This is a genomic window from Brevibacterium sp. HMSC063G07 (genome assembly GCF_001810665.1).
Taxonomy (GTDB): Bacteria; Actinomycetota; Actinomycetes; order Actinomycetales; family Brevibacteriaceae; genus Brevibacterium.
In genome coordinates this window covers 352509-366029 of the sequence record NZ_KV802321.1, presented here as the reverse complement: position 1 = coordinate 366029, position 13521 = coordinate 352509, and the positions used below count along the sequence as shown (strand labels likewise).

The 13521-nt window shown below is 62.3% G+C and carries 15 protein-coding genes; 1 reads left to right on the top strand and 14 read right to left on the bottom strand.

The window, feature by feature from the left end; translation table 11 throughout:
* Positions 1-6 precede the first annotated feature (6 nt).
* The 11 genes from tatC to dop form a co-directional block, all read right to left on the bottom strand.
* A complete protein-coding gene (gene tatC, locus HMPREF2757_RS01725) occupies positions 7-813 on the bottom strand; it encodes a twin-arginine translocase subunit TatC (RefSeq protein ID WP_083304037.1) in 807 nt (268 codons plus the stop codon).
* Positions 810-1082: a twin-arginine translocase TatA/TatE family subunit gene (gene tatA / locus HMPREF2757_RS01720; RefSeq protein ID WP_070572765.1), complete on the bottom strand. Its 273-nt coding sequence runs from the start codon at positions 1080-1082 to the stop codon at positions 810-812. Before tatA ends, tatC begins: the two co-directional genes overlap by 4 nt.
* A gap of 16 nt (positions 1083-1098) precedes the next feature.
* On the bottom strand, positions 1099-2025 hold the full coding sequence (locus tag HMPREF2757_RS01715) for a WYL domain-containing transcriptional regulator (RefSeq protein WP_070572763.1): 927 nt from the start codon (positions 2023-2025) through the stop codon (positions 1099-1101).
* Positions 2018-3034, bottom strand: a complete 1017-nt coding sequence (locus HMPREF2757_RS01710; protein WP_070572761.1) for a helix-turn-helix transcriptional regulator — start codon at positions 3032-3034, stop codon at positions 2018-2020. Before HMPREF2757_RS01710 ends, HMPREF2757_RS01715 begins: the two co-directional genes overlap by 8 nt.
* A 2-nt stretch (positions 3035-3036) precedes the next feature.
* Positions 3037-3411, bottom strand: coding sequence for an FKBP-type peptidyl-prolyl cis-trans isomerase (locus HMPREF2757_RS01705; RefSeq protein ID WP_070572760.1), 375 nt, complete (start codon positions 3409-3411; stop codon positions 3037-3039).
* Between the two features lie 12 nt (positions 3412-3423).
* Entirely contained in the window at positions 3424-4344 is a 921-nt protein-coding gene (locus HMPREF2757_RS01700; RefSeq protein WP_070572758.1) for an FKBP-type peptidyl-prolyl cis-trans isomerase, read from the bottom strand.
* Between the two features lie 75 nt (positions 4345-4419).
* Positions 4420-5880 carry a Pup--protein ligase gene (gene pafA, locus HMPREF2757_RS01695; RefSeq protein ID WP_070572757.1) on the bottom strand — a complete coding sequence of 487 codons (1461 nt, stop codon included), beginning with the start codon at positions 5878-5880 and terminating at the stop codon, positions 4420-4422.
* On the bottom strand, positions 5877-6563 hold the full coding sequence (gene prcA, locus HMPREF2757_RS01690) for a proteasome subunit alpha (protein WP_070572755.1): 687 nt from the start codon (positions 6561-6563) through the stop codon (positions 5877-5879). The genes pafA and prcA overlap by 4 nt, the downstream gene beginning before the upstream one ends.
* On the bottom strand, positions 6560-7363 hold the full coding sequence (gene prcB / locus HMPREF2757_RS01685; protein WP_070572754.1) for a proteasome subunit beta: 804 nt from the start codon (positions 7361-7363) through the stop codon (positions 6560-6562). The genes prcA and prcB overlap by 4 nt, the downstream gene beginning before the upstream one ends.
* Positions 7360-7557 (bottom strand): ubiquitin-like protein Pup, encoded by a 198-nt coding sequence (locus HMPREF2757_RS01680; protein ID WP_070572752.1) that lies wholly within the window; start codon positions 7555-7557, stop codon positions 7360-7362. Before HMPREF2757_RS01680 ends, prcB begins: the two co-directional genes overlap by 4 nt.
* Positions 7558-7562: 5 nt before the next feature.
* Positions 7563-9104, bottom strand: coding sequence for a depupylase/deamidase Dop (gene dop / locus HMPREF2757_RS01675; protein ID WP_176745863.1), 1542 nt, complete (start codon positions 9102-9104; stop codon positions 7563-7565).
* A gap of 32 nt (positions 9105-9136) precedes the next feature.
* Here dop and HMPREF2757_RS01670 point away from each other — a divergent pair, with 32 nt between their 5' ends.
* Positions 9137-9523, top strand: coding sequence for a DUF3054 domain-containing protein (locus HMPREF2757_RS01670; protein ID WP_070572749.1), 387 nt, complete (start codon positions 9137-9139; stop codon positions 9521-9523).
* A 21-nt stretch (positions 9524-9544) separates the two neighbouring features.
* On the opposite strand, the gene arc is transcribed toward HMPREF2757_RS01670, so the two are convergent.
* Genes arc through HMPREF2757_RS01655 form a run of 3 tightly spaced genes read right to left on the bottom strand, consistent with a single transcriptional unit; the run spans position 9545 to position 13466 of the window.
* Positions 9545-11212 carry a proteasome ATPase gene (gene arc, locus HMPREF2757_RS01665; RefSeq protein ID WP_070572747.1) on the bottom strand — a complete coding sequence of 556 codons (1668 nt, stop codon included), beginning with the start codon at positions 11210-11212 and terminating at the stop codon, positions 9545-9547.
* Positions 11205-12239: a tRNA (adenine-N1)-methyltransferase gene (locus tag HMPREF2757_RS01660; RefSeq protein WP_070572745.1), complete on the bottom strand. Its 1035-nt coding sequence runs from the start codon at positions 12237-12239 to the stop codon at positions 11205-11207. Before HMPREF2757_RS01660 ends, arc begins: the two co-directional genes overlap by 8 nt.
* A gap of 54 nt (positions 12240-12293) precedes the next feature.
* The gene (locus HMPREF2757_RS01655) at positions 12294-13466 is read right to left on the bottom strand and encodes a site-2 protease family protein (RefSeq protein WP_070572744.1); all 1173 of its coding nucleotides are present in this window, start codon (positions 13464-13466) and stop codon (positions 12294-12296) included.
* Between the last annotated feature and the right edge of the window lie 55 nt (positions 13467-13521).

Genomic DNA, 13521 nt, shown 5'->3' with positions numbered 1-13521 from the left:
GTCTACTCAGTCGATCGGTTCGACCCACGTGCCGTCGGCAATCCGGCGCCGTTTGCGACCGCGGTCAATGATCGCGCAGATCAGCCACGCCAGGAAGAACATGAACAGCATCGGAACGACCAGGTAGAACATGGACACGGCATCCGGGGTCGGCGTTGCGATTGCGGCGAACACGAATACCAGCACCACCAGCCACCGCCAAGACCTCCGAATCGTGCGGGCTGACAGAAGATCGAGCATATTGAGCCCCACCATGAGGACGGGCAGGACGAACGCAGCCCCGAAGGCGATGATGACAACGGTGACAAACGACAGGTAGTCCTGCGCCGGCACAATGTACGACGTTCCCTGAGGCACCAGGCCGCCCATAGTGCGAACAGCATTGGGCAGAGCGAAGAACGCCAGCGCCCCTCCCGCCAAGAACAGCGGGAGTGCAGTGCCGAGAAAACCCACGGTGTAGAGCTTCTCCTTGCGGTGCAGACCGGGCATGATGAACGCCCAGATCTCGTAGAGCCATACGGGTGAAGAGAGGATGATGCCGATGAAGATCGATATTTTGATCTTCATGTCAAAAGGCGACACGACACCAGCGAAGTTGAGCATCGCGGTCTTGCCTTCTGCTGCTGCAATGTCATCCAGGGGCTTCTGGAGAACTCCGAGAACACTGTCGTAGAGGAACCAGCCGATGACAGAGGCGATCAGCAGAGCAACGGCGGCCGCTATCGCCCGGTTGCGAAGCTCCCGAAAGTGGTCGAGGAGCTTCATCCGCTTCTGCGGATTGCCCTTCAGCGGCAGGCGCTTGCGCGGGCTCACTTTCGCTTGTCGTCGTCCGCTTCGGTGTAAGCAGATGCGCGGTCCTCGGCACTGTCAGAAGTGCCGGGTTGTGCGCTCTTAGATTCGATGGAACCGGGGTCCTTGGGAGCCGAGACCGTGGGTTCGTCCTTGCCGAAGTCCTTCATTTCATCGCGAAAGATCTTCATTGACTTGCCGACGTTCTTGGCAACACCGGGCAGACGCGAAGCGCCGAAGATCAGAACGATCACCAGAACGACGATGACGATTTGCCAGATTCCGGGTCTCACATGTGCTCCTTAGTTCTCAGCGTGCCCCACCAGTGTACTCGTCCTGTCCGGCATGTTCGATAACACGCGCAAGAGTGCCAAGCGAGCTGCTCAGTGCAGGCACTGGATCTGCGGAGCGGATCCAGCGACCCCAGCGCAGCATCTGGCGATCCAGCCACGCTTCCGAAAAGACGGTAATGGTGCCGTAGGCGCAGCCTTCGGAGTCGTCGAACTGAACATCGCGGAAGGCAAACTCGTCGAGGATCCAGGCGGCAGCGGAGGCAAAGCCGAACCGGTAGTCGGTCGGCTCTTCCGCTTCCTGTGGTGTGGGCACAATCTCCCTGTCGCCTTCTGCCAGTGCGGCTGATTCGATGTTGTCGACGCTGAATGTGCGCTCTCCCCCGGAGGTTTCGCAGAAGGCATCGAGATACCAGCGGCCGGCCAGGCGCAGTTCGTGCGGACGAATGACTCGGCGAGTCAGTTCGTCACGAGCGGCGACGTAGTAGTCAATCACGATCGGCGTGCCGGAAGCAGAAGCACTCTGCAGGGCACGGCGAAGATCTTCCGGGACAGTCGGAACATCGACAACCGGTTCTGTCGAACGGTCGGCCGACTGCAGCTTTGCCCGCAGGTCCTCAATGCCGTCGACGTCTGGGTTTGCAGCCTGCAGGTAGTCAAGAGCGACAACGAGGCTTGCGGCTTCGGCAGCGCTGAGCCGGACCGGAGCCGCAACCTCCGCGGCGTTGTCTACGTACACGCCGTCCGGCCCCCAGCGAGCGTCGATGAGATCATCCGGCATGTGGCCGGGGCGACCGCTGACGAACAGCAGCTGAAGGTCGTCTTCGATCGTTTCGACGGAGACGTTGAAATGCGAAGCCAGCTCTTCCAGCCGGGCGCCGGGATGAGCAGTGATGAAGGGGACCAACCCCAGCAGACGCGACAGCCGCTGCCGTGCTTCACACATGAGCGCGGTTTCCGTCCACGAGGGCGATGAGGCTCTCCAAGGTCAGCTGAGCGAGCTTCCTGTGAGCCTCTCGCAGCTCCGGCGGTGCGAGTACGCTGACGCTGTCGCCATAGCCCAGCAGTTCCTCGGCAAAGCTCTGCAGATCAGCAAACGGCACCTCGTAGGTTCCGTCTGCAGTTTCTGCGCCCCGGTGGCGAAGTGGCCTGCCCTTGCCGGGTACGAGGCGGAGCACGGCCTTCTGCGAAACCTCTGCTGGGTGTACGGACTCCCCCACCGCGCGGGGGTCTACAGTGAAATCCGCCGGCACGGCACTGCGAAGCGAATCGCCAAGGGGTGTGATGCGCCCGACAATGCGGGAGAGTCGGAACGCCCGCTGTGCCCGCCGGTTGAGGTCATAGCCGACAACATAGGTCTTTTCGCCGCGGGTCAGTAGACAGAAGCCGACGACTTCGCGGCGCTGCGGGACAGACCCGGGTTTTCGATACTGAAAGCGCATGGGTCGGCGGTCAGCCACATATTCCATCACTTCGGCGTAGCGGTCATCCACAGAGCGCAGGTCAAAGGCTGCGTCGGTGTCGAGGCTGGCAGCCGGCTGTGCGGCCTGTCCTCGCAGCTTGTTCACGGCAGCGAGGGCCGCGCCGGAAACGGCCGAGCTGCGCACAACGTCAACAGCGGCCGCTAAAAGCGCTATGTCTTCCGGGCCCAGGTCAATGGGAGGCAGAAGGTAGTCTTCGTCGCTGATCCGATATCCGTAGGCGGATTCACCGGTGAAGGGGTCAGACCAGTCGGTCGTGCTGATCTCTATGCCCAGATCCCGAAGCGCCTTTTTGTCCCGGTTGAACATCCGGTCAAAGGCAGCGTCGTCCTTATCGCGATAGTCCTCGATGGTTTGGCGAAGTACGTCGCGGTCGATCCAACCGGAAACCGACCGCAGCGCGATGAGCAGGTTGAGCAGGCGTTCAGTCTGTCGACGCGCGCGGCCGGTCTTCGGACGGTCGAGGTCGGCCATTGTCAGGCGATGTTCTCAAGATCGCAGACGAAGATGAGTGCTTCGCCCGGCGCAATGACACCGGGGACGCCCTGGCTGCCGTAGGCCAGGTGGGAGGGAATCCGCAGGGTGCGGCGTCCGCCGACCTTCATGCCGAGCAGGCCCTGGTCCCAGCCGGGGATGACCATGCCGACGCCCACGCGGAAGTTGAGCGGCTGGCCGCGGTCCCAGCTGGCGTCAAACTGTTCGCCGGTGGAAAAGCCCACGCCGACGTAGTTGACGCTGACGGTGTCTCCGGCCTGAACAGCACGGCCGGTGCCCTCAATGTCGTCGATGATCTCGAGTTCTTCCGGGGCGGTGTCGCCGGGAAACTCGACTTCGGGTTTTGTGCGGGACACGAGGTACTCCAATCAGTTTGCGTCGAGGATGTCGACGACGAACACGAGCGTTTTGTTCGGGCCGATGTTCGGTGGGCTGCCGGCTTCCCCGTAGGCCATGTCAGGCGGTGCAATGAGCAGCACCTGCGAACCGACCTTCTGGCCTGCAAGTCCCTCTGTCCAGCCCTTGATCACACCGTCAAGGGGGAAGGTCGCAGGCTGGCCGCGATCCCAGGATGAATCGAAGGTCTTTGAAGGGTCATCCCACGTCCAGCCGGAGTACTGCACGGTGACTTCCTGGTCTTTGCTGACCTTTGGGCCGTCGCCTTCAATCGTCGGCTCGACGATGAGCTTCTTCGGCGGGTCGCCCTTGGGCTTGCTGATGGACGGTTTGCCCTTGTCGTCCCGGCTGACCTGCGGGAGGTCCTTCTTCTGAGGAAGCTCCTTGCCCTCAGCGCGGGTCTTGAGCTTTCCGGTTTCGACGATGTCGATGACGTACAGGACGCTCGGGCCGTTTTCGCCCGGCGTGGCCAGCCCCACCCTGGCACCGACCTTCTGGCCGACGAGGGCATCGACGAGTTCTTTGGCAACCTGGTCATTGTCCATGGGGAAACCAGACGGTTTGCCCTGGTCGTAGGTGCTTTGGAGGTTTTTCGGATCGCTGCCGTCAATCGTCGTCATGTGGGCGGTGACCTGATCACCGTCCTTGATGACGTCCCCGTCGCCTTCGCTGTAGACCTTGGATTCAGCCTTTGCAACGGCGAAAGGAGCTTCAAACTCCACCTTCGGCTTTTTGCCGTCCTCACCGTTGACCTCGACCTTGTCGAGGCTCGTAGTCTTGGCATCCTGCACCTGCTGGGTGGCTGTGTCGTCGGCTTTCTGATCGTCGCCATTCGAACAGCCGGTCAGCAGAAGAGCTGCGATGGCGGCTGTGCCGATCACCTGTCTGCGCACGTAGATACATCCCTTTCGATAGCTCTGGCCAATCCTAGTGGGGCCAGTCTGGGGCTTGCCTGAGTGGTGGTGAGGTCAGATGACAGGTTCGGCAAAGGCCTCTGTCAAGGTGCGGGCCCTGTCGTCTTCAGTCGCGAAGGGGTCTCGGAGAACCACGGCCTTCTGGCTTTGGTCATTGACTCGCAGGTGCACCCAGTCGACGGTGAAGTCACGGCGATGTTCCAGGGCCTGCGCGATGAATTCGCCGCGCAGTCTGGCCCTGGTGCTCTGTGGTGGTGTTGCCATTGCCCGCTGGGAAGCTTCAAGCGGCACAGCGCGCCTGGCCAAGCCGGCTTGTTCCAGTTTTGGGAACAGGCCGATGCCGGGGGTGACATCGTGGTAGGCGTAGTCGAGCCGGGTGATCTTCGGATCTTTCAGGCTCAGGCCTTCACGTTCGACGTAGCGGTCGAAGAGCTTCTTTTTGATGACCCAGTCGACTTCCGTTTCGACCGAGCTGAAATCTCCGCTCTCAACGGCTTCGAGCACTCGCTTCCAGCGATCGAGCACTCGCCGGGCTGTGTCGTCGGAGCCGAGGCTGTGGTCGCCCCTGTCTGCAAGTTTCGCTGCGTGCTCCCAGTAGAAGCTCAGCAGCCCAAGCGGGGTTGTCGTTTCGCCCGAACGCAGTTCCAGCTGGGCTGTTCCGGTGAGGTCGCGGGCCACGGTGCGAATGTCCCGAATGGGATTGCGCAGAGTGTGGTCGGCAAGCGGCACACCGGATTCGAGTAGGTCGAGCACCAGGCCGGCGGAGCCGACTTTGAGCTCCGTGGTGGTCTGCGACATTGAAGAATCGCCGACGATCAGGTGCAGGCGGCGGTACTTTTCAGCATCAGCGTGCGGTTCGTCGCGGGCGTTGATGATCGGCCTGGACCGGGTTGTCGCTGAGGACACGCCTTCCCACATGACATCGGAACGGCCGGACAGGCCGTAGACAACATCGCCGTGCATGGTTTCGACCTTGGTGGCGTGGCCGCTGAGTGAGGCCCGCTGGGAATCAGCGGCGGGCATATCGGTGCTGGCCCGGGCGGGAATAACGCAGCCGGCCCCGGCGATGAGCTGGCGGACGACGAGGAACGGCAGAAGCGAGGTTGTCAGACGCGTGAAGTCCATGGTGCGGCGCACCAGGAAGTTTTCGTGGCTGCCGAACGAATTTCCAGCCGAGTCGCGGTTGTTCTTCAGCATGTGTGCCGTGCCGGTCAAACCGTCGGCGGCAAGTTCACGCTGAGCGATTTCCAGGTTCTGGGTCAGAAGCAGGGTTCCGGCTTCTTCTTGGGCGATGAGCTCATCGACAGAAGAGCACTCCGCCGTCGCGTACTCGGGGTGGGAGCCGACATCCAGATAGAGGCGACCGCCGTTGGCCAAGAAGGCGTTCGACGAACGGAATCGGCTGACAACCGGTTTGAACAGGTAGCGCGCCGTTTCCTCCGGACCCAGGTGGCGGCCCCCGTTGGCTGAATAGGTCAGACCGTATTCGGTCTCAATGCCGTAGATGCGCTTCATGCTTCGCCCCCGAGGATCTGCTTGACAGCTTCTGTGTTCTGTCGGCGGAAGGTCCTGTGTCCCTCGGCGCTGCGGTCAAGCAGAGCCGCTTCGATGTGCTGAGCGGGAATCGGGCCGTCGGCACCCAGGGTGCTGGCTGCCCACCGCAGAACCTCTGCACTCGTCATAGCCGATGTGTCGATGTCAGTAAGCGCCCGACCGTGGGCTTCGGAGTCTCCCCCGATGACCACGGCACTGGCTTCGTCTGCAACCGAACCGTCATAGGACAGCCGGTAGATTCTGTCGCCTTCGGGGTCCACACCGAGTTCGGCGACGATGATTTCGACTTCAAAGGGTTTGGATTCCGTTGTGAAGACAGATGCCAGCGTCTGAGCGTAGGCATTTGTCAGACCCCGGGCGGTCACGTCTGCCCTGTCGTAGGAATAGCCGCGCAGGTCCGCGTAGCGAACACCGGCCTGGCGCAGTGATTCGAACTCGTTGTACTTGCCGACTGCGGCAAAGCCGATTCTGTCGTAGATTTCGGCGATCTTGTGCAGTGTGGTTGACGGATTCTCTGCGATCAGTGCGATCCCGTCTGAGCACCGGGCAACCAGGACGCAGCGCCCGCGTGAAATGCCCTTCCGGGCGAACTCCGCGCGGTCTTTCATCAGCTGTTCGGGTGAAACATAGAAGGGCATGCTCATGCGGAACCGCCTCCTCGCCGTGCGGCGACATCGGCCGCGGCAGCCAGAATGACGTCGGCTTGGACTTCACGCACTCCCTCGGAATCAACCACCATCATGGTCGGTCCGATTCGACGGATGAGGTCCGGTCCGGCAGTTCCGGAATCGTCATCGGCGGCATCGAAGAGCGCCTCGACCGCGACCTCGACTGCGGCACCTTCACTGAGGCCTGGCTTCCACCTCTTTTTGAGCGAACCGCGGGCGAAAGTCGAACCGGAGCCCACCGAGTGGTAGTCCTGCTCTTCGTATCTGCCCCCGGTGACATCGAACGAGAAGATCCGGCCGGGAGTATCACCGTCCGCTTTTTGGTCAACCCCGGCAAACAGCGGCACCACCGCCAGACCGCGCAGCGCGGAACCGAGGTTGGCTCGCAGCATCGAGGCCAGCCGGTTGGCTTTGCCGTCCAGGGAGAGGACCGTGCCCTCGATCTTTTCGTAGTGCTCAAGTTCAAGCTGGAAGAGTCGGACGAGCTCAAGTGCGATGCCCGCCGTGCCGGCGATGCCGACAACTGAACCGTCGTCGGCCCTGTGCACTTTCTCCATCGTCCGGCTGGCGATGAGCGAGCCGATTGTCGCCCGGCGGTCACCGGCCATGAGAACACCGTCGGCCGTTGTCAGCGCGACGATAGTCGTAGCGTGCGGGGCGATGTTCTCGGCAGCCGCTGCCTGCGCAGAGGGAAGCACGTGCGGGGCGACTTCGCGTGCGAACTCAACGAACGAGTTCGAGGCGGTGCTGAGGTAGGCGGCTGACAGTCCTGTCACTGTCCGCCTTTCTGCACGAAGTTCTTCACGAAGTCTTCGGCATTGGTCTCCAGAACGGAGTCGATGTCGTCGAGGATGTCGTCAAGCCCCTGCGTGTTGATCTGGGCCTGGCCGCCGCCGAGACCCAGGTCGCCGGATTCTTCCGGGCCTTCTCCTCCGCCCGAGTGCCTGTGGATCTGATCCTGACCAGCCATTGTGCTCACATCCCGTAGTCGTCAGTGTTGTTGTCTTTGATTGTAGTGACCCCGAGTGCCGCCAACAGCGATTCGGTGTCGACAGCTGTGCTCAGCCGGTCTTCCAGCAGAGCGCGCGTGCCCTTGAGCGGTTCGCTCATGGGGATCCTGACGGCGGATTCGCCGCGGCGCATGACGATTGACTCCCAGCTGGCTGCAACCAGGTCATCGCGCAGTCTGTCGACAACCGTGCCGCGCAGGTAGGCGCGCGTGTCATCCGGTGGTGTCGTCATGGCCCGCCGCACCTCGTCATCGGTCGTCAGTCGGCGGAAGCGCCCGGCACGTTCCAGCCGATAGAACAGTCCCTTCTCCTGGCGGACGTCGGTGTACTGGACGTCGATGAGGGCCAGCTTGGGGTTGTCCCACTCGAGTCCTTCGCGCTGCCGATAGCCGTTCATGAGCGACAGTTTGGCCACCCAGTCAATCGAGTCCGCAAGCGTCATGGGATCGGCTGCAAGACCGGTGAGCAGACGATCCCATTCGGCCAGCACCTGAGCGGTCTGCTCGTCATCGGGATTTGCTGCCTTAGCGGCCGCCGCATAGAACGCGCGCTGGATCTCCAGCGCCGTCATGGTCGATCCGTCGGTCAACTCCAGTGGTGCGCTGAGACTGAGGTCGTGGGACACCGTCTGCAGGGCGGTGACGGGATCGGCCAGTTCGATTTGGGGCGCCAGTCCCTGCTCGATCAGACCCAGCACGAGGCTGGTGGAGCCGAAGCGCACGAACGTGGCGACTTCGGCCAGCGTCGCATCGCCGATGATCACGTGCAGGCGCCGGTACTTGACGGCATCTGCGTGCGGTTCATCGCGGGTGTTGACTATGGGTCGGCGCAGGGTCGTCTCCAAGCCGACGCACTCTTCGAAGAAGTCGGCCCGCTGGGAGATCTGGAAGCCGGGCGCTTCACCCTCCCGTCCGATGCCCACTTTGCCGGCTCCGCACAGAATCTGGCGGGTGGCGAAGAAGGGCAGCAGGCCCTCGGTGATCTTTTCGAACTCGACACTGCGGTCGACGAGGTAGTTCTCGTGTGTGCCGTAAGACGCTCCCTTGGAGTCGGTGTTGTTCTTGTACAGGTCGACCGGCTGGCCCGTTGAGAGCAGCTGATGCACCGCCGCTTCGGCCACCCGGTCTCCTGCGCGGTCCCACGTGACGATGTCGCGGGGGTTTGTGACCTCGGGCGATGAATATTCGGGGTGAGCGTGGTCAACGTAGAGGCGCGCGCCGTTTTCCAGCACCACATTGGCAAGGTACTGCGCTTCCGGCTGTTCCTGCGGCAGGTGAGTCAGCTGGGATTCGTGTGCATCGGCCAGGTTCATGAGGAAGCCCCGGGCATCTGCCAGCGGCGTTTCTGAGCCGAAGTCCCAGAAGCTCTGGGCGGACTTCAGACCGCGAGGCCCAGCGTAGGCGTCGACGACGCGCGCGGAGTCGCGCATGGGGGCTTGCGGGCGACCGCCTACGGCGACGATGCCGAACTCGGTTTCGGAGCCCATGATCCGCTGGACGGTGATCATTGTGCCTCACTGCCTTTCGTAGACTTTGGTCTGTGGCTAAGCGTTCTTCTCGTATTTCTCATATCTTGACCGCCCTCGCAGCCGACATCGTCCTGGTGGTTGCCTTTGCGGCTGTCGGCTTCTACACCCACGCCCAGGTTCTCACGCTCGACGGAGTTGTTCAGACATCGTGGCCGTTCCTGGTAGGCCTTGCGTGCGCGTGGATCCTCAGCGCCGCATGGACTGCTCCCCTGGCGCCCATGCGCACCGGCGTCGCAATCTGGTCGACGACTGTTCTGGTCGGCATGATCACCCGTTTTTCGTTCGGGGCGGGAATCGCCGGACCGTTCATCATCGTTGCCTCCGCGATGAATTTCCTGACCCTCGTGGGCTGGCGTGTGATCGCCCGCGCTGTCGGCGGGCGATCAGCCAAAGGCTGATCCTAACCGGCAGACATCGCCTCAGATGAGGCTGCTGTCTCCGCGTGCGGTCTGAATTGACGAGGTGTCGCTCTCGGCAGCCGTGTCTGTGCGGCTCTCGCGGTCGGCGACATCGGCTGCCAGGACCAGGTGGGTGATCCTTTCGCCCTTGCATCCGGAGATGCGGGCCCATTCGTCCGGGTTTGTGGTGTTCGGCAGGTCTTCGTGTTCGCTGAACTCTTCGCGAATCGCCCGGTAGAGGTGATCCCACGTGATGCCGTGCTCACCCAGGTCGAGGTAGGCCTTGATGGCGTGCTTCTTCGCCCGGTCGACGACATTGGAGATCATGGCTCCCGAGGTGAACTCGGCGAAGTAGAGCATTTCGCGGCGGCCGTTTGCGTAGGTGACTTCGACGAAGCGGTTGCGGTCGGTATGTGCGTACATTTCTTCAACACAGCGTTCGATCAGGCTGTCCACGGCGGCTGCCTTGGTCGTCGTGATCTCGGACTCGGCAATCGGCAGCTGTTCTGTCAGGTATTTGCTGAAGATGTCCTTGGCGCCATCCCGGTCGGGGCGCTCAATGCGTATCTTCACGTCGAGACGACCAGGGCGCAGAATCGCGGGGTCGATCAGGTCTTCGCGGTTGGACGCGCCGATCACGATGACATTGTCAAGCTGTTCTACTCCGTCGATCTCGGTCAGCAGCTGGGGAACGATCGTGGTTTCGACATCGGAGGACTTGCCGGTTCCGCGAGTGCGGAAGAGTGCTTCCATTTCGTCGAAGAAGACGACCACGGGTGAACCCGCTGTGGCCTTTTCGCGGGCGCGGGCGAAGATGGTCCGCAGCTGGCGTTCGGTTTCGCCGACGTATTTGTCCAGAAGCTCTGGGCCCTTGATGTTGAGGAAGTAGGAGCGGGGGTTCTCCCCGCCGCGGCGTTGGGCCAGTGAGTTCGCAACGGCTTTGGCGATGAGGGTCTTTCCATTGCCGGGAGGTCCGTACAGCAGGATTCCCTTGGGTGGTTTGAGGCCGTGTTCGGTGTACAGCTGCGGATGTTCGAAGGGAAGTTCGACGGCATCGCGGATTTCGCTGATCTGGGCGGACAGACCGCCGATGTCGGAATAGGAGATGTCCGGAACTGTTTCGAGCATGAGCGAAGCTGTTTCGGCCCTTTCGAGTCTTTCGACAACGAGGCCGCTGCGGGAATCGAAGACGAGGGAATCGCCCACCCGAACCCGGGTGTCACGCAGTGGCTGGGCGAGTGTGACGACGCGCTCTTCGTCGGTTGAGGTTGCGGCGAGCACTCGCGTGTCGTCAATGAGTTCGCGCACTGTCACAACCGAACCTTCGTCAATGAAGCCGAGAGCCTCCACGATCACCAGGCCCTCGGTCAGTCGGACGCGGCGGCCCGGTGTGAGCTCTCGCAGAGGAACCTCGGTGCTCACAGACAGGCGCATGGGCCTGCCCGCGTAGTGGACGTCGGCGAAGACAACATCGCCATCGCGCACGGTGCCGAGCACAACCGCGTAGGAATTGGGCGGTTCTGCAATCCTCTCAGCTTCGGTCTTGAGACGGTCGAGTTCCGCACGTGCGGATTTCAGAGCTGTGCTGAGCTGTTCGTTGCGCTGGGAAGCTGAAAACAGCTGCTGTCGGAGGCCTGCCGCGTCCTGGCGGACTTTCGACAGTTCTTGTCGCATTGTCGAATCATCCATTGAGCTCTCCTTCGCTGCTGAGAATGTCGAGACGGGAACCCGCCTCGCGGACGGAACGGCGGATCTTCTTCGCTGTGGGGTATTTGACCCCAACGGATTCGTCTGTGACTTCGGGACCGAACCAGACATCGAGGTCGCGCTGATCCGGAGGCGCCTGCTGACCTCGTTTGGTCCGGCGCAGCGGAGTCGTCCCCTGAGCCACGCGGCGAGCAAAGACGAGGAACCCCGTGTGGCCTATCATGCGGTGCTCGGGTCGCACAGCCAAACCGTCCAGGTGCCAGTCGCGGACCGTTGATTCCAAAGCGTGCGGTTTGGTGTAGTCGCCTGATTCCTGCAGTGCCTGCACGGTGCGCGACATCTGAGTGACGGTCGCAACGTAGACGATGAGCACACCGCCGGGAACGAGGGCTTCTGTCACAGCGTCCAGGCAGTCCCAGGGGGCAAGCATGTCAAGCACAACGCGGTCGACTTCGCCTGGGCCATAGGCTTTGGGGAGCTCTTCGGCGAGATCCCCCACGGTGATATTCCACGCGGGGTGTGGGCCTGCAAAGAAATCCGAGATATTGCCCTCGGCAATCTGGGCGAACTCTTCGCGCAGCTCAAAGGAGTGCACGCTGCCGGAATCGCCGACAGCTCGCAGGAGGGCGATGGTGAGAGCTCCCGAGCCCACACCGGCCTCAACGACACGCGCTCCGGGGAAGATATCGCCGAAGCCCGTGATGAGGGCTGCGTCTTTTGGATAGATGATGGCCGCACCGCGCGGCATAGACAGAACAAAGTCGGAGTACAGGGGCTTGAGCACCTGGTACTCGACGCCGACGGAGTTGCGCACCGTCGTGCCGTCGGGGCCTCCGATGATGTCATCGTGGGAGATGATGCCCCGATGCGTGTGAAACTCCCCGCCGGGTTTGAGGACGATCGTGTTCATCCGGCCTTTGGAATCGGTCAGCTGGACCTTGTCCCCTGCCTTGAGAAGACCGCGACGGTCATCAGCTCCGGCCGGAGCGGGTGCAGATTCGTGGCTCATGATTGACCAGTCTAGCCGGGTGGTCTCTGCCTCAGACGCCCCTCGTGTCAGGCCTCAGTCTTCGAGAAGTTCGTGGAAGAACTCCTGCAGGTCGATGATGCCGGCGAGCGAAGAGCCTTCCATGATGAGGCAGAACTGGGCTTTGGGCCTGTGGGTGAGCGATTCGAGCAGGTGCGGGGCGGAAATTCCCCGGGGCACGCCGATCCAAGCCCCCAGCGGGCTGGAGAAGTCTCCGGCGACGGCCGCTCCCGGCCCGCCGACGGTCGTTGCCGATCTTTCGGCCAGCTGTCGCTTGAGCAGGCCGTTGGGCAGTCCGGAACGGTCAAGGATGACGACGAGGGCAGGGTCGCTGCCCTTGCCCGCGGCATCGGCAGCGCGCAGCGTTTCTTGGACATCCGCGTCATAGGCGGCTGCGATAGCAGGCTGAATGACCTGGTCGAGGTCGTAGGTTTCCATGCGGCGGGCGCGCTTGGCGTGTGCGGCGGCGTCGGCGGCTGAGACCCACAGCATCACCGCGATGGCAGTCGTCCAGATGATGGTGACGAAATCCGGCTTTGCCCCTGTCATATAGGGATAGGCTATGGCGCCGAGGACGAATCCGACCGCAACGATCCGGCCGATCATGCTTGCGATCACGGTGCCGCGGAACTGGCTGCCGGTGAACCGCCAGATAAGGGCCTGCAGCGCCCAACCGCCGTCGAGCGGAATGCCGGGCAGCAGATTGATCACGCCGAGTGCCACGTTGGCAAACGTCAGTGCGGCGCACAGCAGCCACAGCACGCTGCCCCCGTCGGAGTGATTCATGCCGATCCAGCCGATTGCCGCCAAAATGATGTTGACAACGGGTCCGACGACCGAAACGTAGAAGCTCGTCATCGAGGTGCGCTTGAAGTCGTCATCGATCTTCGGTTCGAACTTTGTGAAGCCGCCCCACACGTTGAGCTCGATGACAGACACCTTCTGCCCGCCGAGCGTGCCGGCAACACCGTGAGCGAACTCGTGCAGGAAGACCGACGCGAAAAGCAGAATCGCATAGAGGAACGCGACGAACATCGACGTTGCTATGGTCATGCTGGGTGACAGGGTGCGAATGAACGGCGCCAGCAGGGCCGTGATGAGAATCGCGGCAATAAACCACGTCCATGACAGCACAATGGGCGCACCGAGGGCGCGACCGATCACGAGGCCGCCGGCGGTGCCGTCCTTGCTAGCATTCGCTTGTGCCATATGCGACATCATAACCGGCAGACGCAGAAACACTGCGACCTGCGCCCGCGTGCCT